The organism is Dyadobacter koreensis, from assembly GCF_900108855.1.
GTDB classification, from domain to species: Bacteria; Bacteroidota; Bacteroidia; order Cytophagales; family Spirosomataceae; genus Dyadobacter; species Dyadobacter koreensis.
Window position 1 is genome coordinate 142,207 of the sequence record NZ_FNXY01000005.1, and the last position, 21,399, is coordinate 163,605.

Annotated in this window: 18 protein-coding genes and 1 pseudogene; 12 read left to right on the forward strand and 7 right to left on the reverse strand. The window is 40.0% G+C overall.

Annotated features, from left to right (window positions below; all coding sequences use genetic code 11):
- Window positions 1-422, reverse strand: a pseudogene (locus BMY70_RS30935) (pseudouridine synthase); the annotation flags it as partial.
- 372 nt (window positions 423-794) lie between these two features.
- Here BMY70_RS30935 and BMY70_RS16185 point away from each other — a divergent pair.
- Window positions 795-2,744, forward strand: coding sequence for an acetoacetate--CoA ligase (locus tag BMY70_RS16185; protein ID WP_090336879.1), 1,950 nt, complete (start codon window positions 795-797; stop codon window positions 2,742-2,744).
- Window positions 2,745-2,803: 59 nt separating this feature from the next.
- On the opposite strand, the gene BMY70_RS16190 is transcribed toward BMY70_RS16185, so the two are convergent.
- Together BMY70_RS16190 and BMY70_RS16195 are read right to left on the reverse strand one after the other, a co-directional pair.
- Window positions 2,804-3,226 (reverse strand): hypothetical protein, encoded by a 423-nt coding sequence (locus BMY70_RS16190; RefSeq protein ID WP_143072110.1) that lies wholly within the window; start codon window positions 3,224-3,226, stop codon window positions 2,804-2,806.
- Window positions 3,227-4,050: 824 nt separating this feature from the next.
- Complete coding sequence (locus BMY70_RS16195; RefSeq protein ID WP_090336883.1) at window positions 4,051-4,548, reverse strand: hypothetical protein; 498 nt, start codon at window positions 4,546-4,548, stop codon at window positions 4,051-4,053.
- Between the two features lie 390 nt (window positions 4,549-4,938).
- Here BMY70_RS16195 and BMY70_RS16200 point away from each other — a divergent pair, with 390 nt between their 5' ends.
- From BMY70_RS16200 to BMY70_RS16215, 4 genes are all read left to right on the forward strand, one after another.
- Window positions 4,939-6,642 carry a S41 family peptidase gene (locus BMY70_RS16200; RefSeq protein WP_090336885.1) on the forward strand — a complete coding sequence of 568 codons (1,704 nt, stop codon included), beginning with the start codon at window positions 4,939-4,941 and terminating at the stop codon, window positions 6,640-6,642.
- Between the two features lie 44 nt (window positions 6,643-6,686).
- Window positions 6,687-7,439, forward strand: coding sequence for an SDR family NAD(P)-dependent oxidoreductase (locus tag BMY70_RS16205; RefSeq protein WP_090336886.1), 753 nt, complete (start codon window positions 6,687-6,689; stop codon window positions 7,437-7,439).
- Between the two features lie 112 nt (window positions 7,440-7,551).
- Window positions 7,552-8,223, forward strand: a complete 672-nt coding sequence (locus tag BMY70_RS16210) for a FadR/GntR family transcriptional regulator (protein ID WP_090336888.1) — start codon at window positions 7,552-7,554, stop codon at window positions 8,221-8,223.
- Window positions 8,224-8,248: 25 nt separating this feature from the next.
- Window positions 8,249-9,484 (forward strand): MFS transporter, encoded by a 1,236-nt coding sequence (locus BMY70_RS16215; RefSeq protein ID WP_090336889.1) that lies wholly within the window; start codon window positions 8,249-8,251, stop codon window positions 9,482-9,484.
- A gap of 89 nt (window positions 9,485-9,573) precedes the next feature.
- Here BMY70_RS16215 and BMY70_RS16220 read toward each other — a convergent pair whose 3' ends face one another.
- From BMY70_RS16220 to BMY70_RS16230, 3 genes are all read right to left on the reverse strand, one after another.
- Window positions 9,574-10,245 carry a peptidoglycan DD-metalloendopeptidase family protein gene (locus BMY70_RS16220; RefSeq protein WP_090337819.1) on the reverse strand — a complete coding sequence of 224 codons (672 nt, stop codon included), beginning with the start codon at window positions 10,243-10,245 and terminating at the stop codon, window positions 9,574-9,576.
- A gap of 58 nt (window positions 10,246-10,303) precedes the next feature.
- Window positions 10,304-12,880 carry a zinc-dependent metalloprotease gene (locus BMY70_RS16225; protein WP_090336891.1) on the reverse strand — a complete coding sequence of 859 codons (2,577 nt, stop codon included), beginning with the start codon at window positions 12,878-12,880 and terminating at the stop codon, window positions 10,304-10,306.
- Window positions 12,881-13,017: 137 nt separating this feature from the next.
- Window positions 13,018-13,953, reverse strand: coding sequence for a Ppx/GppA phosphatase family protein (locus BMY70_RS16230; protein WP_090336893.1), 936 nt, complete (start codon window positions 13,951-13,953; stop codon window positions 13,018-13,020).
- 157 nt (window positions 13,954-14,110) lie between these two features.
- On the opposite strand from BMY70_RS16230, the gene rpsU reads away from it, so the two are divergent.
- The 6 genes from rpsU (at window position 14,111) to BMY70_RS16260 (ending at window position 19,960) form a co-directional block, all read left to right on the forward strand.
- A complete protein-coding gene (gene rpsU, locus BMY70_RS16235) occupies window positions 14,111-14,305 on the forward strand; it encodes a 30S ribosomal protein S21 (RefSeq protein WP_090336895.1) in 195 nt (64 codons plus the stop codon).
- 116 nt (window positions 14,306-14,421) lie between these two features.
- Window positions 14,422-15,294 carry a tyrosine-type recombinase/integrase gene (locus BMY70_RS16240; RefSeq protein ID WP_090336897.1) on the forward strand — a complete coding sequence of 291 codons (873 nt, stop codon included), beginning with the start codon at window positions 14,422-14,424 and terminating at the stop codon, window positions 15,292-15,294.
- 67 nt (window positions 15,295-15,361) lie between these two features.
- A complete protein-coding gene (locus BMY70_RS16245; RefSeq protein WP_090336899.1) occupies window positions 15,362-17,947 on the forward strand; it encodes a phosphoenolpyruvate carboxylase in 2,586 nt (861 codons plus the stop codon).
- A 261-nt stretch (window positions 17,948-18,208) separates the two neighbouring features.
- Window positions 18,209-18,643 carry a MarR family winged helix-turn-helix transcriptional regulator gene (locus BMY70_RS16250; protein ID WP_090336901.1) on the forward strand — a complete coding sequence of 145 codons (435 nt, stop codon included), beginning with the start codon at window positions 18,209-18,211 and terminating at the stop codon, window positions 18,641-18,643.
- 162 nt (window positions 18,644-18,805) lie between these two features.
- Window positions 18,806-19,543, forward strand: a complete 738-nt coding sequence (locus BMY70_RS16255) for an SIMPL domain-containing protein (RefSeq protein WP_090336903.1) — start codon at window positions 18,806-18,808, stop codon at window positions 19,541-19,543.
- A 78-nt stretch (window positions 19,544-19,621) separates the two neighbouring features.
- Entirely contained in the window at window positions 19,622-19,960 is a 339-nt protein-coding gene (locus BMY70_RS16260) for a YtxH domain-containing protein (RefSeq protein WP_229209647.1), read from the forward strand.
- A gap of 49 nt (window positions 19,961-20,009) precedes the next feature.
- Here the strand turns inward: BMY70_RS16260 and nudK are convergent, their stop codons facing one another.
- Window positions 20,010-20,591, reverse strand: a complete 582-nt coding sequence (nudK, locus tag BMY70_RS16265; protein ID WP_090336905.1) for a GDP-mannose pyrophosphatase NudK — start codon at window positions 20,589-20,591, stop codon at window positions 20,010-20,012.
- A 57-nt stretch (window positions 20,592-20,648) separates the two neighbouring features.
- Between nudK and BMY70_RS16270 the strand changes: the two genes are divergently transcribed.
- On the forward strand, window positions 20,649-21,398 hold the full coding sequence (locus tag BMY70_RS16270; protein ID WP_090336908.1) for a DeoR/GlpR family DNA-binding transcription regulator: 750 nt from the start codon (window positions 20,649-20,651) through the stop codon (window positions 21,396-21,398).
- Window position 21,399: the final 1 nt, after the last annotated feature.

Sequence of the window (21,399 nt, forward strand, 5' to 3'; positions counted from 1 at the left end):
CTTTCTCTTGGTCTGTCCTGACCGGGCGCAAATTCACCTCTGGGTTTAAAACCGCGGGAATCACCATCACGGTCCGACGAACGTGGTTTGTCAAAGGATGGTCTATCCGAACCGGATCTGTCAAAACGAGGTTTGTCAAATCCTGGCTTTGAAAAGCCCGGTTTGCCGAAATTTGGTTTGTCGTAACGTGGGCGTTCTGAATCAAAGCGAGGTTTATCACCGCTTGGTCTGCCGTTAGAAGATCTTGATGATTCAGCGCTGGGACTTGCTACTCTAAGACTGGATTTTTTAATACTTGGCTTGCTGAAGCGACTTTCTGCTTCCGGACGTTTTTTACCAAATGGGCGGCCTGAGGCATCACCACTTCTCCCCGGAGGACGCGAAGAGCTCGCATCACTCGATTTTGTTATTCTTTTTCTCATTAGGAATGCAGTATCACTACTGGATTTTTGTTTCCTCTCTACAAACTTGTCGCTACTTCGGTTAGTGGGCGATGACCGTTGTCATAACAGAATCCACTAAAACGCATTTACAAACGTATCTGATGTTCAGAGTACTATGTGTTATTTATATTTTGAAATGCAAAGATACACTAATTTTTATTAGTAAATATTTTCGTTTCTTTTATCCGAAAAGTGTCATTGCGACGTTAGTAATAATCGTTATATAAATCTTGCTCACGGTCAACATCCAAAACGTGAATAAGAGTTCCGGTGTAAGCGGAATAAAATGAGGATTGATATGAAGATGAACATGTATAACACCTTGTAATTTCATTCAATAAACGGACTTCTATGCCTACCGATATACAATTACAACCTCTGTGGAAACCAGGGAAAAAACTAACGGAACAGTCCAATCTCAAAAAATATATGGATTGGCTTTTTGTAAAAAAGGGACTTTATTTCCGTGGATATCATGATTTGTGGGAATGGTCGGTGACGGATCTGGAAGATTTCTGGGAAAGTCTCTGGCAGTATTTTCATATCAAATCGCACGATATTTACCTTGAAGTTTTGCGCAGACCAAAAAAGGGAATGATTGGTACACAATGGTTTAGAAGATCAAGCCTTAATTATGCCGAACACATTTTCAGAAATAAGACAAAGGATCATCCTGCTATACTTTTTCAATCTGAAACACAAGGATTAACGAAGATTTCCTGGGAAGAACTCGAATTGCAGGTAGCGGCTGTTTCAACATGGCTCCGTCAGCGGGGCGTTCGGCCGGGAGACAGGGTAGCGGCGGTTTTGCCCAATATCCTTCAGGCGGTTGTAGCTTTTTTGGCTGTGAATGCAATCGGGGCAGTCTGGTCCAGTTGTTCACCAGATTTTGGAAGAGCGGGAATTGTAGAGCGGTTCTCTCAAATTGAACCCAAAGTATTATTCGTTACCGACGGCTATCATTACAACGGAAAAACCTTCGACACTACGGCGACAACGATGGAACTTGGATCTTCTCTGCCGTCAGTAAAAGATATCGTCATGATTTCCAATATTGACTCCCGGTCAAAACCCGAAGGGATAAGGTCCTGGGAAGACATTTTACACTTACCAAACTTTGGAATTGATTTTGAAGCTGTTCCCTTCGAACATCCGATCTGGGTTTTATATTCTTCCGGAACCACCGGAAAACCGAAAGCGATAACGCATAGTGTGGGCGGATGTTTGCTGGAACATTTGAAAATATTAGCAATTCACCAGAACGTAAAACCCGGCGACCGCTATTTCTGGTATTCTACTACCGGCTGGATGATGTGGAATTTTGCCTTGGGCTCCATGTTATGCGGAGCAACGCTGGTGCTGTATGATGGTTCTCCGGCTTTTCCTAGCACGCAGGTATTATGGACACTGGCAGAACGTGCGAAAATTACCCATTTTGGAAGTGGGGCAGCTTATTTTATCAATTGTATGAAAAGCGGCACGAATATTCCTGCTGAAAAACTTTCACATCTGGAAACTATCGGTTCAACAGGTTCTCCGCTTCCGCCGGACGTTTATGAATGGATTTATCAGCATGTGAAAAAAGAAGTATGGCTAATTTCGCTGAGCGGCGGAACAGATATTTGCAGTGCTTTTGTCGGGGGAAATCCGATGGAACCCGTTTATCCGGGAGAAATTCAAAGTCGTGCTTTGGGTGCCAAAGTTGAAGCATTTGATGAAAATGGAAATTCCGTTATTGAAGAATTGGGAGAAATGGTAATTACCCAACCGATGCCTTCTATGCCGATTTATTTCTGGAATGATGAAGATAATGAGCGTTATGAAAGCAGCTATTTTGAAACCTATCCAAACGTCTGGCGCCACGGCGACTGGATCAAAATCACATCGAGAGGTTCTGTAATTATTTACGGAAGATCAGATGCCACCTTAAACCGTGACGGAATTCGTATCGGAACTTCGGAAGTTTATAGTGCGGTTGAAAGTCTTCCGGAAATTAAGGATAGTTTGGTTGTTTATCTGGAAAAGGAAGATGGAGGCGGATTTATGCCTTTGTTTGTTGTTTTGGAAGAAAATAAAAAGCTGACGGAAACTCTGAAAGAGGAGATCAAGCATGCATTAAGAACGCAATACAGTCCACGGCATGTACCTGATACTATCGAAGCTGTTGCTGCCATTCCATATACGATCAATGGAAAAAAGATGGAAGCACCGGTTAAGAAAATACTGATGGGAATGGATCCCACCAAGGCGGTTAGTAAGGATACCATGCGGAATCCGGAGGCTTTGGATGGGTTTGTTTGAAAGTTATTAAATATTAAAACTTTGCTAAAAAAGAAATTGCAGTAAGGTGCTGCCATTCTTTAATCTAGTGTAAGCACGATCTTAATATTTCCAAGCGATGCGCAACGTAATGTTCCCTTGCTGTCAGGGTTCGGATACAAAGCGAAGTCGGAACCCGAAACGACAACCTTTAACTCATCTACGTAAAGTTCAGCATTGTATGAAAATGAAACCGCTCCTTTACTCAGCTTTATATGATGATTGTAACCCACACGCCTCTTTTTAGAATATTCAGAAACCGGTTGAGTTCCTAAAATTGTCAACGTCACATCCTGATTCAATTCCCCTGTTACTTTCATAATATAACCATTAGGCTTAAAATCCGGCTGAATAAAAAAAGCGTCTGCATAACAAGTTCCAGGTAAAACTGTGTGTTGCCATGATTTTTTATTGTTACATGTGGAAAATACAATCATGACTAAAAAAAGAATGCAGATTCTCATGGGTTAGAATTCTATGTCGGTTCTGGTGCTCAACGTTTCTCGAATATTAAATAGTATCTTCAGATATTTTTTCTACTTGCCATGACTTTTCTTGTTTTGGTTTCATTTTTATTTTAAACCAGTGACCCGTCGCACGAAAAATTAAACCCAGCTCTATTGTCTTATCCTGATTCAGTTTGAATTCGCTGATTTCGATAAATGGTAAGGGCTTAAATATATTTTTGTGAAGGGAATCGGGAAGCTTATCTATAACTTCGCATTGTTTCCCATTGATCGAAAATTTGGCCTTATCAGGAATGTAGGCTGATTTGATAATTTTAATAGGAACTATGTAATAATTTGGATTGAATTTTTGTGTCTCGAAAACATATTCAATACCTGTTTCTATTACGCTGGCACTATCAATATCTTCACTTGTTGTACTACGGGTTGAGCAAGATGTAATTGCCAGAAATAGGATGACTGGAATTATAATTTCCCTAATAGTTATTTTTCTTACCTACTTTCATTTTTGTTAAAGTCCATCTATGCCTTTTTTCTCCAACGGAGTTTACTAAATCCGCCATTAGACTTGCGTATTCATTAAGTTGACATTAACCGGTTGATCATGAAATGATTATGATGTTGAAAGAAGCAAAATAAAAATGAATGATCACATAAAGTAGGGGTTAGGCATAACCTGACTTAAAAACTAAATCAGGTTATGTTACTTGACATCTTTCAATACATACTTTTTATCAGTTCAAGATTTTCATTACAAAGCAAGGTAAAATCAATCATTAATGTCATGACACTAGTTCAATGGACTTTTCAAAGTGCTGGACTTAGTTTTTCGACAAAAATTGAATAAGAAATCTGGGAATAGTAAATAGAATAATGATCCCACCAAAAAAAATAACCGATGCAATCAGAAGCCATTTATTTTCCTCAGTTTTATTTAATATCACCTTTTCATACTTGTCGAGTAATTTAAATTGAGAAAACATAACCACAACCAGAGGGAGGAAAAAAATGACAGACTTAATCAATTTCTCGAAAAGGCTATCTCCATGATCTCTCCTGAGCACCCAACAATCATCAGAACTTTTGATCACTACTTTTAAAATAGATAGGATTGCAAAGTAACATGGCAAAATCATTGCAGACATCGACAATTTGTAGCCAAAACGTTTTTCGTCCGAAATTCTGCTGGAACGGGTATAAAACATGTTGCGTAAGTTGACTAGAAAGCTAACATCCATAATGTAAGTTGAAGTATAGCGCTCATTGTAAACGTAAAGCTGAAAAAGCAGTCTGTCAATGGCAAAGAGCTTTCTCAACATAGGTTGATTCATGTTGCTACATTGATAATTTTCCGGGCAATTTCTCTTCGAATGCGAGAAAGATGAGTAGGCGTTATGCCAAGATAACTGGCATTGTGCTTATTCAAAAGATTTTCATACCGTCACATAAAAGTATTTAATTAAAAACGACAAATAATCACTATAAACCGCCTGTTTTAATCAAATATCGCATATACTGTCTTCGTTCATATGCTAAAAAATTGCACAGCTTTTTTCAATTTACAGAAGTGGAATAATCCTTTTTGAGATACCCCATTCTTTCCGTATATTTAAAACCAGCACAAGGTTTTTGGTTAGCCGTTCGTTGTAGCCTATCCGTTATTGCCTAAATAAAAATTTTTAACTTTACTTATTAAAAGTAATTTATAAATGAGTCACGAAAATCAGGAAAAGCCGGTCAGCAATTCAAAATCTGTCATCCGTTTACCCATTATTATCAGCATCACGCTGGCTGCCGGTATGTTACTGGGCAGTACTTTTTTTAGCGGAGGCAAAAAGCTGACCGACGTGGCGAAGGGTTACGCCAAATTCCGTGAAGTTTTGCTTCTGGTAGAAAATAATTATGTCGATTCTGTCAACACGGAAGAGCTTGTTGATTATTCCATTTCCAAAATGTTGGAAAAACTTGACCCGCATACGGCCTATTTTAATACAGAAGAAGCAACTGCGGCCAGGTCGCAGCTTGATTCAGGATTTGATGGTATTGGCGTTGAATTTAATATTTATAATGATACGGTTTATGTCGTGACACCATTGAGCGGTGGACCGTCAGAAGCTGTTGGAATTCAGAGTGGCGACAGGATTCTTAAAGTCAACAAGGAAGTACTTTCTGCACCCGGGGTTACGAACGGGCAGGTTTACAAATTGCTTCGTGGAAAACGTGGAACGAAAGTTACCCTGACCATCGAGCGTCTTGGATTGAAGGACAACATGAATTTTGAGGTCGTCCGCAATCGGATTCCTACCTATTCGGTGGATGCTGCATATATGGTCGATAAGGAAATTGGTTATATCAAAGTAAGCCGTTTTTCTGAAACTACGTTTGATGAATTTAAATCCGCATTGAGTACGCTGAAGGCTGACGGTTTGAAAAAATTAGTGCTGGATCTCCGTGGAAATCCGGGAGGTTATATGGAACGGGCCACCAGCATTGCCGATGAATTTATTTCCGGAGATAAGCTTTTAGTCTACACCGAAGGGAAAGATAGTCGCTTCGACAGGAAAACCCGTTCACATGTTGAGGGTGGCTTTGAGCAGGGAGCGGTTATCGTTTTGGTGGACGAAGGAAGTGCGTCTGCGTCAGAAATTTTGGCCGGCGCGTTGCAGGATCACGACCGCGCGCTGATCGTTGGCCGTCGTTCCTATGGAAAAGGGCTTGTTCAAATGCCGATCAAACTTTCTGATGGAGCGGAATTGCGTTTGACGATTTCAAGATATTATACGCCAAGCGGGCGGAGTATTCAGAAGCCGTATGAGATGGGGAAAGGTGAAGACTATAACCAGGATCTGACACACCGTTATGACAGCGGCGAATTTTTCAATGCGGACAGTATCAAATTTGACAAAACGAAGGCATATAAAACGGACGGCGGGCGAACAGTTTATGGGGGCGGAGGTATTATGCCGGATGTTTTTGTACCGCGTGATACGCTGATGAACAGCAAATATCTGTTTGAACTATACGCCAAAAATATCATCCGGGAATATGCTTTGCGTTATGCAAACGACAATTCGAAAAGACTGGAAAAACAAACATTTGACGAATATCTGAAAACATTTGAAGTTTCAGATGCCATGATTTCAGAGCTGGTAAAAGATGCAACGAAGTCCGGGATTAAGCTGAATGAAAAGGAATTAAACCGTTCGAAACCTATTGTTCAATCGCAGACCAAGGCAATTATCGGACGTTACGTTTGGGGTAGAAAACATAAAAATGGCCTGAATAACGAAGTATATGAGGTACTGAATCCGATGGATAATGTTTATCAAAATGCGTTGAAACTTTTTAGTAAAGCTTCTGAGTTGGAAAACGGAAATTTCAGCAGTTTAAATACAAAAAAAATTGATAAATAATAAGTTTCCGGGTTTGCAGACCGGAACTTTAAATAGAGTTGATAATGTCTCGTATTGCATTAATAACCGGAGCGACATCCGGTATAGGTAAAGCCACAGCAGAAGCGTTTGCTGAGGCAGGAATTGATCTGATACTTTGCGGCCGTCGCCAGGAAAAACTGGAAAGTGTTGTTGCAGAATTATCAGATAAGGTGAAGCTTACAACATTGCTTTTCGATGTAAGAAATAAAAAGGCAGTATTCGACGCCATATCGTCGCTTCCGGAAGAATGGAAAAATATTGATATTCTGGTCAATAATGCCGGTAATGCGCATGGACTTGGAACTTTGGATGAAGGCGATACCGAAGACTGGGATTCTATGATTGATGGAAATGTTAAAGGCCTCTTGTATGTGTCAAAAGCAATAATTCCCACCCTGATAGCAAACGGAAAAGGCCATATCGTGAATATCAGCTCGGTCGCTGGTAAACAAACTTACATTAACGGCGCTGTTTACTGTGCTTCAAAAGCAGCGGTCGAAGTGCTGAGCGAAGGGATGCGTCTGGAATTAACACAACACGGAATAAAAGTTACCAATGTTGCTCCTGGTGCTGTGGAAACCGAATTTTCTCTGGTGCGTTTCAAAGGCGATGAGGAAAAGGCGGAAAAGGTTTACCAAGGCTTCGATCCTTTGCAGGCGAGTGATATTGCCGACATGATTTTATATGCCGTCAACGCACCAGCAAGAGTAACGATTGCTGATGTAACAATTCTCGCTGCTGCGCAATCTGCCGCCACTACGATTTATCGAAAATAATAACCTCGTTCAAATATTAAATTGCTCTTCCAGTCCAAACTAAAATTTGGCCTCGAGGAGCAATTCCTTTTTTGCAATTAAATATTTTTGTACTTTTGAAACATCAGATGATATGATGAATAAAGAGAACATAATAAAGAGGATGAGTCTGGCAGATGATGTGGCCAGCAGATTACAACAGAAAATCTCGAAAGGAGAGTTTGCTGTGGGAACAAAACTACCTACTGAACCGGAATTGATGGCAGTTTTCGGCGTAGGCAGATCCACCATCAGAGAGGCGGTCAGAAATCTTTCCAATACAGGTTTGGTCAGAGTGCAGCAAGGGTTAGGAACTTTCGTTGAAAAGCAGCAGGCCGACTCAGAATCTATGTCCGAACGCTTTTTGAGAGCAAAAGGGCGTGAATTAAACGAAATCCGGCAACTTTTCGAATTAAAAGTAGCTGAAAAAGCAGCCTTGCACCGGACAGATAAAGACATTGTTGAAATGAAAAAGTATCTGGCAGAACGTAGGGAAATGGCCGCTGCCAATATTCCCGCGGCCTGTATCGAAGCGGATATCAATTTTCACCTCAGCATTGCAAGAGCATCGCAAAGCGAGATACTCCTTGATTTATACAAAACCGTCGCAAGGAATCTGAAAGAATATTTTTCAGAACTGTTTATCGATACTGAAAGTTTTGTTCAAACGCAGATACTGCACGAAGAACTTCTACAGAGCATAACCGATCAAAATCCACAGAAGGCCTGGGAATGTGCTGCAAAAATCACGGGCCAGCCTGTTTAATATTAGTTCAAGAAGAAAATAAGTTATGAAAACGATTGAAGAAAATCCCTCCGGCGCATATCAGGCGCCAGCAGTAAGTGCAGAACAGGCCGTTTTTCCCATTTTATTAGCGCTAAGTTTTTCCCATCTTTTGAATGATACTTTGCAATCACTTATCCCGTCTATTTACCCGATGGTTAAGGATTCTTTTCATTTAACATTCTCCCAGATTGGATTAATTACGTTTACATTTCAATTAAGCGCTTCCGTTTTTCAGCCACTTGTTGGCTTATACACGGATAAAAAACCACAACCTTTTGCATTAGCGATTGGGATGTGTTTTACCATGCTTGGATTAATTTCCCTTTCCATGGCACCAAGTTTTGAAATCATTCTTCTTTCTGTGGCTTTAATTGGTATAGGATCAGCAGTTTTCCATCCGGAAGCCTCTCGTATTGCGCGTATGGCCTCGGGAGGAAGACATGGAATGGCGCAGTCGCTTTTTCAGGTTGGAGGAAATGCGGGCAGCTCACTTGGGCCTTTGTTGGCAGCACTAATTATTTTACCATTTGGCCGGTTCCAGATTATCTGGTTTTCGCTGGTTGCCTTAATAGCAATAATTATCTTGTCGAAAGTGGGCGGATGGTATAAGAAAAATATGCATTTGAACCTCAAAAAATCCGGTGCATCCTCAGGAAACGATCAGTCTATGAATCTTTCAAAAGGTAAAGTTGCCTTTTCAATTGGTATTCTTTTGCTTCTTATATTCTCCAAGTACATTTACATGGCGAGCTTAACGAGTTACTATACGTTTTACCTGATCAATAAATTTGGAGTTTCGGTACAAAGTTCTCAAATACATCTTTTTGTCTTCTTGTTTTCTGTCGCTGCAGGAACATTTGCCGGCGGTCCGGTAGGGGATAAAATAGGAAGAAAATACGTGATCTGGATATCTATTTTGGGTGTGGCGCCGTTTGCATTATTACTCCCTTATTGCAATCTTTTTTGGACGGGAGCACTAACTGTAATAATTGGTTTAGTACTATCATCAGCATTTTCCGCAATTCTTGTTTACGCTCAGGAATTGATTCCAGGTAAGGTTGGAATGGTTGCTGGTTTATTCTTCGGATTTGCATTCGGGATTGCAGGAATAGGCTCCGCTATTTTAGGTAAGCTGGCAGACAGCACGAGTATCGAGTACGTATTCTGGGTATGCTCGTTCCTGCCATTAATTGGATTATTAACAGGATTTCTGCCGAATTTGGAGCGGAAGAAAGTTTAAACGCAGAGTCTCGGAAGTTAAAAAAGGAGTTTCGCAGAGTTTTTCATTATTCTCTGCGAAACTCCTTTTGTATTCCTTTACCTCTGCGTTTAACCGTATATTCGCAAGATTAAATCTGGATCAGGACAAAGGTTTAGGAAATATTCTCGGTCAGAAAGGCTACTTACTCCGGGAAAATCCCCATTGTTTTCGCCAATTTCACTTATTATCTGAAAATGTAGATGCGGAGGCCAATCGCCATTTTCAGGAAATGATCCAATCGTGGCAATTTGTTCCGCCGGCATTAGTAGTTTTCCAATATATAATTCATCCAGTGATTGCAAAGAAAGGTGGCCGTACAAAGTAAAAAAAGGCAGACCTTCCAGTACATGTTTTAAAATAATCGTGGGACCATAATCTCCGAAATGATTATTAAATGCAAAACTATGTATTTCTCCGGCGATCGGCGCATAAACCGGCTCACCGGCATCAGCCCAGATATCAACTCCGAGATGGATGCTCCTGGCATTTTCCTGATTCGTGAAATGTTCTCGTTGGCGATAAATTACACGATCTTCGTCATATCCTCCAATTCCAACATATTGATTTTGGGACAACATTTCGCCAAAAACATATTTGGAAAATACCGAAGTCTCAGTTAAGTCACGACTTAACAAATCTTTATTGTTTTCAGAAAAATCAAGTTTTCGAAAAGGTTTTTTGCTTGAAATAACCTTTTCGAAGTGAGGATAATCTCGAAGAATTTCGGATAGTGATTTCATTAAAATCAATTTTTCCAATTACAATTGCTACCAGACATTTAAAAACTGATTTCTTGTCTTAGTTGTTTGGATTCAGAACCAAAGTGATTCTTTGTAAAACATCTTTTAAATGATACCTGGTGATCTTGTCGGTCTGAACTGGTATCGCTTTTTGAATTGAGGATTTTAGAATTTCCAAATGTCCTCGTGCAATGGATGGGAGATCTGTTTTTTCTAACTCAACGACGCGTGTAGAGGAGGCATATACAGTTCCGGGCGGGATCGACTGAACGTTTGCCTTTCCCGGCTTCAGTAAATTTATCATTTTCTCTATATATACCTTCTGTAAGTTTCTTTGATAAATGTCAAGGGGTTGACCACTTTTAATTCCTGTCCAGATATTACTTTCCAGATCAGTAAAAAGATCATCTTCTGTATAAAACTTGGATGATATTCCGGTCTCCATTAATCTGGCGGCTCTATCTCCTGAAAATAAAGAAGTTAAGGCATATTCTTGTAAAGATTTTATGGCCTCAACACCCGTTTCCGGTTTTATTTTACGAAGTATATTTTGATCCAGTAACCAGGTTGGCGTTGTAAAAAGTTGCGTGTTGAGAAATTTAACTGCTTCTCTCTGTGTACTTTTAGGTACGGTAGCAAAAACGACATTATCCATGTCATAGGTGGTTGGTGTATCATAAACGCCGCCGATATTTTTTATGACATGCCCTAAATAACGGCGATATTGAGTAATGACATTATTATATAGTTCATCAAGCTCTTTGTAGCTTTCTCCATCTTCCGTACTCCATTTCACAAGATTTGGTAAAATTCTTTGCAGGTTTTTGATACCATATTCAGAAGCTTTCATAGCATTATCACCTAAATCTTCGGTTTGGTACCGCGGATCATAAGGGCTATTTTCGGTGCCATAATGTAGACGCGAGTTTTTATAAGCTTCTTTGGTCCAATTGTTTAGAATAGTTTTTATCTCCTTTTCGCTTTTGTCTGGGAAATAACTATAACCCCACTTTATTGCCCATTCATCGTAATCTCCGATTCTCGGGAAAAGGTTGGTAATACCGTCTTCGGGCTGTGCCACGTAGTTAAATCTCGCATAATCCATGATGGAAGAAGTGTGGCCATTTTTCTGAATCCAAACTTTATCGCGAAGCTTTTCAACGGGTGTAGCGGAACTTGCACCCATATTATGTCTCAGACCAAGCGTATGCCCTACCTCATGCGAGGAAACGAAACGAACAAGCTGGCCCATTAATTCATCGTCAAATGTCTTTGTGCGAGCTGCTGAATCGACTGCAGCGCCTTGAATGATATACCAGTTACGAACCAACCGCATAACGTTGTGATACCAGCTTATATGGCTTTCAAGTATTTCACCACTTCGGGGATCATGTACATTTGGGCCAGACGCATTTTGAACATCCGACGCGAGATAGCGAATTACAGAGAACCGGGCATCTTCCAAGCTCATCGTTGTATCTTTTTCAGGCCAGTATTCTCCGCGAATTGCGTTTTTCCAACCTGCTTTTTCAAAAGCAATTTGCCAATCATCTACACCAGCTTTTAAGAATTTACGCCATTTATCGGGAGTAGCCGGATCAATGTAAAAAACAATCGGTTTTTTCGGTTCTATCAGCTCTCCATTCTTTTGCCGTTTTAAATCTTCTTCAGTTTTTGGCTCTAATCTCCACCTTACAGCGAAGATTTCATAGTCAGATTTTTGAGATTCTTCTCCAAATACAGCATATTGATTTGCAAAATAACCAACACGGTTATCAAATATTCGTTTTTTCATCGGCACTTTTGGGAGCAGAACAAGAGAGGTATTTAGTTCCATAGTAACAACTCCGGCGTCATATCCAGATGGATAATATTGTCCGATGCTTGGCGTCGGAGTGGCAGTAACGGTAGGAGTTACTACTGCGAAGGTCTTTATTGTACGTATTTCGGTATTGTTAGTATAAGAATTGATCTTCTGAATGAAAGATGACTCCTTTTTAAAAGCAGCCAGTTTGTGATATTGTTTTAAAATAGGAGAGAGAGAAAAGGTTTGATTGTCTCCGTTAAAAAACTCTGTGACATCAATCACAGAGGATTTTTCCGAATCTTCGCTTTTCTGAGCCTTTATATCAAAGACACCTATGATAGGGTCTGAGTTAGAATTTTTTACGGCCTGAGATATCGGTTTTGTACTATCAGGACTTGCCATGACAACCGTAACTGATCTTAATAAAAGACTATTGTCAAAACCTTTTTCCCAACGAATCATTTGACGTTTAACTTCCTGTCCGCCATAAACATTTCCGCCTGCAGCAGCTTTCGAATAACGTGTGACCGCCATGATGTCACGGTTTAAAAGCGAATCGGGAATCTCAAAATACCATTTATCAGACATTCTGTGAACGGAAATCATTCCCTTTTGACTCACCGCAGAATCGTCAATAAAATCTTTGAATGCTTTTGGAGACTTCTTTTTTTCGTCTTTCAACTTGTCTTTTACAGCATCTGCAACGGCGTCGACTGCCTTATCGACTTTTTTCTGGTCTTCCTTTTTATCTTTTTTCTTCTGCGCTTGTGCAAAAGAAACCGTCGTTAAGATGAGGGAAAATAATAGAAGAAGTTTTTTTAATTTCATGAAGATTGAGAACGTATTTTTAATGATTGAGTAAACAAAAATAATAATTTGGATGGTATGGCAATCCCCCTTTCACCGCCAACGATTTTCGTGTGCCGTTGAAAGAGGGATTTTCGAAAAATAAGTTGCGCGGAATTTCAGAGATCGAGCAATTTTGCCAGAACGCCTTCTTTCAACGCATGGCTGGAAACTTGTATCTTGGAGATTTTATGGCTTTTTAATACATAATCAACTAGGCAAACTGCGACAACGATCATATCAACGCGAAGCGCAATCATACCAGGAATCGCCATGCGTTCATCATGATTCCCGGAAAGAATCAGTGCGTATGCCCGATAAAATTCGTCAAGAGATATTACGAAATCAGTTTGAGTCCGTGAAGGCCATTCTCCTGTACGGTATTGATAATCAATGTCCACAAGTGTATCGAATGTTCCGGAAGATCCGACCAGTTTTACGGGAGCATACTGGTGCACTGCATTGGCGAGCGGAATCAAATTTTCATCGAAATAATTGTATAAGCGTTTTTTATCGCTTTCAGAAATCGGATCGTTTTTCATGAATTTTTCCATCAGACGTTGTCCGCCAATCTCGAAACTTTGTTTCCAGAATATCTGCTTTTCGTTTCCGATAATAAACTCAACGCTGCCGCCACCAATGTCCATGATGAGCGAAGGTTCTTTTCCTAAATTTACTCCTGTCCGGACGCCGTTGTAAATATATTCAGCCTCCTGATTTCCATCAATAACAGTTATTGTGATACCGGTTTCTTTCAGAATTTTCTCACAAAAGAGATCGCGGTTCTCTGCATTTCTTATGGCGCTTGTTCCAAACGCGAAAGTATTTTCCTTTGAAACTCCGAAAATATCAAGCTGTTCCCTGAAAAAATGAAGCACTTTCAGCGCGCGCTCCGTCGCTTCATCTGTAATGAGTTTTTTGTTGATTCCACCCAGTCCAATCTGGGTTGGCTGGCTTTTATGAAAAAGCGTAGCAATATTTTCGCCATTTTTTTCAACAATCAGCAGATGAAATGTGTTTGTTCCTAAATCAATAATACCCAATCGGGAGCTCATAGGCGGTGGTTAGTCGGTTAATCCCTTCATTATAATGGGCAAGTTGCAAAAAATACCTAATTTTTAATGAGTTATTTCTTGATTTTCTGTTTAATAAGTCTTTTCTTTGCAGTCCAATTTCAGAAAACCAGTTCAAAGAACATTATATCTTATAAGCATGCTTATTATTAACATTAAGGACAACGAATCGATCGATCGCGCTTTGAAGCGTTACAAAAAGAAATTTGAAAGAACTGGCACAATGCGTCAGCTTCGTTCTCGTACCGCATTCGAAAAACCATCTGTAAAGCGTCGTTTCGAAGTTTTGCGTGCGGTATACAAAGAAAAAACTTACGGTCACCTGGAAGACTAGTTCTTTTTGAATTGTTTTTCTGTTGAAAAGTAGGATGGGATAATTATATCCCATGCAATAACATTGTGAAAAAGGGTTGTCTTGTATAAGACAGCCCTTTTTTGTACGTTAGGGCCATGATAGAGCCCTTTTTGGAATACCTGGCATTTGAAAAACGATCCAGTGAACATACGGTGATCTCATACCGGACTGATCTGGACCAGTTTAGAAAGTATTTGCTGTTCCAATATGAACTTGACAAGCCTGAAACGGCGAGCTCTGTAATGTTGCGCTCATGGATTGTCAGTTTGATGGAGGAGAAATTAAATCCGACATCAATTAATCGCAAAATGGCTTCCTTGCGATCCTATTACAGCTTTCTGCGCCGAAGAAAATTTATTACCAAAGATCCTTCCGGGATTTTGACATCGATGAAAATGCGGAGAAAACTACCGGCTTTCGTTGATGAAAAAGCTATGGAATCACTTTTTGATTCGGAAGGATTTACAGATGATTTCACTGGCTGCCGCGACCGAGTAATTATGGAACTATTATATGGAACAGGCATTCGTCTTTCCGAATTAATTGATCTTGAACTAAGAAATTTAGAACTCGAGTCGCGCATTATACGGGTAACGGGAAAGCGTGGCAAAGAACGCTTGATTCCAATATCAAGCCTGCTGGTTGATTTTTTGAAACAATACCTTATTTACCGGTCGCCTGAGGAACCTACACAAGCGCTGATTTTAACGGATTCAGGAAAGCCGGCTTATCCGGTTTTTATTCAAAGAACGGTCAAAAAGTATCTCTCTGAAGTAACAACCTTGCAGCAGAAAAGTCCTCACGTTTTGAGGCACACGTATGCAACACATTTACTGAATCGGGGTGCAGATCTGAATGCAATTAAGGAATTGCTGGGCCATGCAAATCTGGCTGCTACTCAGATTTATACACATAACTCCATAGAAAAACTTAAAAAAACACACCAACAAGCGCATCCAAAGGCCTGATACCGATTTTTTTCAGGTATATTTGTTTTGTATTGCCGGTCTCAAAATAAAATTTTGTCACGCTATTATGAATAACAGTTTCCAGGACGTAGTTGTTACTAAGTACAATATTTTCAATAGCCTATTTTTAAGTTTGCCGTACCGCGGTATCTTCCAGACTGGCTCATTACTTCCGTTATTAACGCAGCATAGTGAAGTTGGGTTTCAGGAAGGAAAATCGCCAAAACAGATTATAGAGCTGTTTTTTGAAGAGTTGCTGGTTACAGCCACGCCAAAAGAACGTACCGACCTTCTTTTTGCATTTATTCAATACATTGAAAGACAAGTCGTTCTGTTTGATTCTGTGGAGGATGCAGCATTCGACCAAACACATGAATTGAATGGTAAAGGGTCTGTCACTTATTTGACAGACCGCTTGGATAATGAATCGCTGCGACAAAAACTTCTGAATAAACTGGAAGATTTCAGTGTACGTATCGTATTGACAGCGCATCCCACACAGTTCTATTCAGGAAAAGTATTGGGTATAATCAATGATCTTGAAGATTCGATCAAGGTTAATGATTTTACTGAAGTAAATCAGTTATTACTTCAACTTGGAAAGACAGCGTTTATCAATCATGAAAAACCTACGCCTTTCGACGAGGCTGTAAGTTTATGCTGGTTTCTTGAAAATGTATATTATGATGCCATTCCTGCGATCCTTATCAAATTGATCAATGGTTTGGGAATGAATGCGCACGACTGGCCATATCCGAATGTTTTCCGTCTTGGTTTCTGGCCAGGCGGCGATCGTGACGGTAACCCGTTTGTGAATGCAGATACCACTTTAGCAGTGGCCGACCGTCTGCGTGAAACGTTGCTGCGCAGCTATTACCGGGATATTCGCAATCTGAAACGCCGATTGACTTTCAAAGGTGTTGAAGATACAATTTCGGTGGCTGAACGAAAAATGAACAGCACGATTTTTGGACCTACGGAAGAAGGATATAACAATGCTCAGGAATTAATCGATGAACTCTTGCTTGCCCGCGTCGTGCTGGTAGACAAACATCAGGGATTATTTGTTGAACTTCTCGACAATTTTATCCTGAAATTAAATCTGTTCGGATTCTTCTTTGCAAGTCTTGACGTTCGTCAGGATAGTCGTAAACACGGCAAAGCATGGGAAGATATTCTGAAAAGACTTGAAAAGAAAATCCCATTATTGAAATATAGCGACTATGAAAATTGGGAGGAAAGCAAAAAGATAGATTTGCTTCTGTCTCTTAATATTCCGTTGCGAGTTGAAGATTACGAAGATGAATTGACAAAAGACATTCTTGGATCGATTAAGGCGATTAAAACAATCCAGGGAATCAATGGCGAACAAGGCGCTCACCGTTACGTAATCAGCAACAATACATCGGCATTAAACGTGATGCAGGTAGTTGCTTTGGCTAAAAACCTGATTGCGGATGAAAGCGGTTATCTTGCTCTCGACGTCGTTCCTTTGTTTGAAACGGTGGACGATTTGGCGAATGCGCCGGAAATCATGCGTACGCTTTATACCAATGAATACTATAAAAATCATTTGTCGAAACGTGAAAATCACCAGACGATTATGGTTGGTTTTTCGGATGGCACAAAAGATGGTGGTTATCTGCGGGCAAACTGGTCGATTTATCGCGCCAAGGAGGAGTTGACAAAGGTATCCCGAGAGTTCGGGATTAAAGTCACGTTCTTTGATGGCCGTGGAGGTCCTCCGGCACGTGGCGGTGGAAACAATCATAACTTTTATTCTTCTCTTGGAAAAGATATTGAGGATAAAGAAATCCAGTTGACCGTACAAGGGCAGACGATCAGTTCTAACTACGGGACTGTTACAACAGCGATGTATAATCTGGAAAGACTTTTCACAGCGGGTCTTGAAAATCACCTTTTCAGAGGAGATAGAAAAGAGGAAGAATTAAGTCCTGACGATAAGGATTTGTTGGAGGAAATGGCGGAAGCTGCCTACAATTCGTATCTAGACCTGAAAAATCATCCGATGTTTGTAAAATATCTGGATAAGAAAACGCCGCTTCGTTTTTATGGACAAACCAATATCGGAAGCCGTCCTACGAAACGCGGAAATGGTGATGAAGGATTGAAATTTGAAGATTTACGTGCTATTCCGTTTGTAGGGTCGTGGGCGCAAATGAAGCAAAATGTGCCGGGTTTTTACGGATTCGGCACTGCAATCCAGGAGCTTTCGAAAAATGGGAAAAGGGATGAAATAAAAAATCTTTATAAGAAATCGCTGTTCTTCCGCACATTAATAGAAAACTCAATGCAGTCACTTTCGAAGGCATTTTTCCCGGCAACCAAATATCTTCGTGACGAAGAAGATTACAAGGAATTCTGGGATAAAATGTATGCTGAGTTTAAACTGACATTGGATTCACTATTAGAAGTTTCTGAACAAAAAGAGCTTTTGGATAGCAATAACGTGACGAAAGTTTCGATCAAAATCCGCGAACGCATTGTATTGCCGCTAATCACCATTCAGCAGTATGCATTACAAATGCTGGCAGAGGATCCAAAAACGTTGCCTGTTGATGTTGAAACTTATAATCAGCTGATCATGCGGGCCATGTTTGGAATTATTAACGCGGCGAGAAATTCAGCCTAGCAGCTGAACCAGAGAATTTAAATATCAAAAAGCCAGACAATAAATAATTGTCTGGCTTTTTGATATAAATGAGGTTTAAAAAACACTTCGAATTATAATTTTCAACTTGAAAGCGATAAATCTTTGATTGAATTTTCAACCATTAGATAGAAAGACTAAAATTTCAGTAATATTTGCCCCTCAATTATTAGTAGACTAATAGTTGGACTGACTTACTGTTAGTAAATAAATTATTCGTATTGGACATATACCAGCATTATCATGACGCATCATTCTGACCACCGCGCCTATTTCTTTAAGATTGATACAACAATCAAAAAAATTCGTAATGCTTTACAAAAACAATTGATTGAAGCAGGCTTCGATCTGACGGTTGATCAGTGGGTACTTATTGATCACATTTACCGCGAACAGGGAATCAGCCAGAACGGTCTGGCCGAACTGACTTTCAAGGATCCGCCTACTGTAACACGTATCATTGATTTGTTAGAAAAAAAAGGATTGGTTGAACGCGGACTTGCTGCCGGCGACCGAAGAAAGTTCAATCTTTTCCTGACAGAAAAAGGACAGACAACTTATAGTGAAGCATTTCCTATTGTTGCTGAAATTCGGAGAAAAGGCTGGGGCGATCTGGATGAGGCAGATTATCAGCATTTTGTGAGAATTATGGATTCGATTTACGCCAACTTTACCTGATCAACATGTTAATAAGTGTGAATCCCTTTCCAACCCTTTAAACTTTAAAGGCATCTATATATCTAAACATCGTGTCTGCAATAAGCTTTTGGTTGCACCGTTAAGCTGAAACTTTGACAGACACGATATTTATTTTATTAATTTAATCATTTTAATTTGGCCATGAAAAAAGTCATTCTTTTAAGTTCGCTTTTAATGGGAGCCGTTTTATATCCTTCATTTTCACAAACAGCCACTGTGTCCGTTACACCGCCAACCAGAAAGATAGAAGTAGCAGGTTTCGCAGAGTTAGAAGTTATCCCTGACGAAATATATTTTAGTATTTCACTGAGAGAATATTTTAATGACGAAAAAAATCAAAAAGATAAAGTCATCATTACGACTTTGGAAAAACAGCTGATAAAAGCGGTCGCAGATGCCGGGTTACCTAAGGAGGCTTTGTCTATCAGTGGGTTAGGTGGTTACCAGAATTATACGGATAAGAAGAAAAAGCCTGCAACATTCCTTGAAAGCAAACAATATGAACTGAAAGTTGATCGTGCCGACAAGCTTGATGGAATTTTGTCGAAAGTCGAAAGCCGTGGTGTGCAGTATGCAAATGTTGCACGCGTTGATCATTCTAAAAAAGAAGAATATAAGAAACAGGTTAAAATTAACGCGTTGAAAGCGGCGAAAGAAAAGGCGACTTATCTGCTGGAAGCGGTCGATCAGAAATTGGGACCGGTTTTGGAGATCAGAGAAGTGGAAGATAACGTAAACTACCCGCAGCCAATGTATGCGAAAGCTGCGATGCGCGTGATGGGTGCAATGGAATCTGCTGATATGGTGCAAGATAGCGATGTACAGTATCAGAAAATAAAGTTAAGCTATCGCATGCAGGCTGCTTTCGAAATTAAGTAAGGTGGAACAATATTTGTTGACCCGTAAGTTGCTTATTTATTGTATATTCACTTATCAATCAACGAACCACTTAAAACGATGAGCATTAACGCAAAACATTTGGCTACATTTATTCTGGGTGCAGCAGCCGGAGTAGCAGCCCATAAGTATCTTCAGAGCGAAGAAGGAGAGAAACTTCTCGAAGATCTGAAAACCAAAGCGAGCGACTTAAAAGCAGAAGCTGAAGGAGCTGTGGATAAAGCGCCGGAATATTTTCAGGAATTGAAAACAAAAGGATCAGAAGCGATAAAATCCAATTTTCCGGATGCCGAAAAGTTTTTAAAAGATTTGATCGATAAATTCACAGGCGCTGGTGCGACAGGTACTACATCTACCGAAAACGGCGATGTAGCCGCTGTGACGCCATCAGCGCAATAAAATCGGAAATATAAAAACGACAGAAGTGATTTATATCTTCTGTCGTTTTTTATGATAGTAAATCATTTATCTGTGCGTACTGAAGCAGCATAATGGTTTTTCCATCTTTGATTTCTCCCGAACTTATCATTTGAATGGCTTGATTGAAAGGAATTTCCATCACTTCAATATTTTCCTGTTCGGTTTCACATCCTCCGCCATCGCCTACTTTCATCTCAGCTGAATATTCGGCGACGAAGAAGTAAAGTATTTCAGTGACCGATCCCGGCGACATATAGGCTTCAAAAATCTTTTTTACAGATTTAATTTTATAGCCAGTTTCTTCCTCGGTTTCTCTTTTGATGCAATCTTCTGCATTATCTTTATCGAGCAATCCGGCACATGCTTCGATCAGCATTCCGGTTGTGTTTCCGTTGGTATAAGTTGGCAGGCGAAATTGTCTGGTAAGAATAACGGTTTGTTTTTCCCTATTGTACAACAGGATGGTGGCACCATTTCCGCGGTCATAGGCCTCCCGCGACTGACGCTCCCAACTTCCATCGGCAAGCTGATAATCAAAGGTAAATTTTCTCAGCGTGTACCAGTTGTCTGAAAGGATTTCCTCGGAAACAAGATTGACTTTTTCATTCATGACCAATGATCGTTTTTGATTTAAAATGATTATATTTGATCAAATGTACAAAAATTTATGAATTTTCAAAAAAGAAAAAATATAATCTTAAATATCCTTGAAGAGCGGGGAGAAGTGACTGTCAAAGAATTAGCTGATGAATTGGCTATTTCAGAAATTACTGTACGGCGTGATCTTACTGTTCTGACTGCGGATGGGCTTGTTTACCGTACGCATGGCGGGATCATGAAAGTTGAGCTGACCAAAACGCCTTTTCATTTTGCCAATAAGGCGGCAGTCAATGTAGAGGAGAAAGATAATATCTGCCGGCTGGCTGCGAAAGAAATTCAGGAAGGTGATATCATTTTTATGGATTGCGGCAGTACGGTTTTCCGCTTATGTCAGTTCATTCGTAATAAGAAAATCCATGTGATAACAAATTCTCTCCCGGTTGTTTATGAACTATTGAATTCGTCAGTGAAAATAAATCTGATAGGCGGAGAAATTGATCCGGAAAGACAGGCAGTGCATGGCCGAATTGCAGAAGAACACATCGGACGTTACAAAGCGGACCGTGCTTTTATAGGCGTCGACGGGATTTCTGTTGAAAATGGTTTGAGCGCTTTTAGTGAAATTGAGGCAGGAATAACGCTGGCAATGTTTGCAAATTCTGCAATTTCTTATCTGCTTTGCGATACATCCAAAGTTGGAAAAGATAAATATTTCAGGTTTGCTCCGATAAATTCTCTGGATGTGATGATAACAAATAAGAAAACAAAGGAAACCGAACAAATCGAAAAAGCCGGTATTCGGGTAATTACTTTTTAAA

Coding starts and splice junctions, on each gene's coding strand:
- BMY70_RS16185 (WP_090336879.1), top strand. CDS start 795: ATGCCTACCGATATACAATTACAACCTCTGTGGAAACCAGGGAAAAAA.
- BMY70_RS16190 (WP_143072110.1), bottom strand. CDS start 3,226: ATGAGAATCTGCATTCTTTTTTTAGTCATGATTGTATTTTCCACATGT.
- BMY70_RS16195 (WP_090336883.1), bottom strand. CDS start 4,548: ATGTTGAGAAAGCTCTTTGCCATTGACAGACTGCTTTTTCAGCTTTAC.
- BMY70_RS16200 (WP_090336885.1), top strand. CDS start 4,939: ATGAGTCACGAAAATCAGGAAAAGCCGGTCAGCAATTCAAAATCTGTC.
- BMY70_RS16205 (WP_090336886.1), top strand. CDS start 6,687: ATGTCTCGTATTGCATTAATAACCGGAGCGACATCCGGTATAGGTAAA.
- BMY70_RS16210 (WP_090336888.1), top strand. CDS start 7,552: ATGATGAATAAAGAGAACATAATAAAGAGGATGAGTCTGGCAGATGAT.
- BMY70_RS16215 (WP_090336889.1), top strand. CDS start 8,249: ATGAAAACGATTGAAGAAAATCCCTCCGGCGCATATCAGGCGCCAGCA.
- BMY70_RS16220 (WP_090337819.1), bottom strand. CDS start 10,245: ATGAAATCACTATCCGAAATTCTTCGAGATTATCCTCACTTCGAAAAG.
- BMY70_RS16225 (WP_090336891.1), bottom strand. CDS start 12,880: ATGAAATTAAAAAAACTTCTTCTATTATTTTCCCTCATCTTAACGACG.
- BMY70_RS16230 (WP_090336893.1), bottom strand. CDS start 13,953: ATGAGCTCCCGATTGGGTATTATTGATTTAGGAACAAACACATTTCAT.
- rpsU (WP_090336895.1), top strand. CDS start 14,111: ATGCTTATTATTAACATTAAGGACAACGAATCGATCGATCGCGCTTTG.
- BMY70_RS16240 (WP_090336897.1), top strand. CDS start 14,422: ATGATAGAGCCCTTTTTGGAATACCTGGCATTTGAAAAACGATCCAGT.
- BMY70_RS16245 (WP_090336899.1), top strand. CDS start 15,362: ATGAATAACAGTTTCCAGGACGTAGTTGTTACTAAGTACAATATTTTC.
- BMY70_RS16250 (WP_090336901.1), top strand. CDS start 18,209: ATGACGCATCATTCTGACCACCGCGCCTATTTCTTTAAGATTGATACA.
- BMY70_RS16255 (WP_090336903.1), top strand. CDS start 18,806: ATGAAAAAAGTCATTCTTTTAAGTTCGCTTTTAATGGGAGCCGTTTTA.
- BMY70_RS16260 (WP_229209647.1), top strand. CDS start 19,622: ATGAGCATTAACGCAAAACATTTGGCTACATTTATTCTGGGTGCAGCA.
- nudK (WP_090336905.1), bottom strand. CDS start 20,591: ATGAATGAAAAAGTCAATCTTGTTTCCGAGGAAATCCTTTCAGACAAC.
- BMY70_RS16270 (WP_090336908.1), top strand. CDS start 20,649: ATGAATTTTCAAAAAAGAAAAAATATAATCTTAAATATCCTTGAAGAG.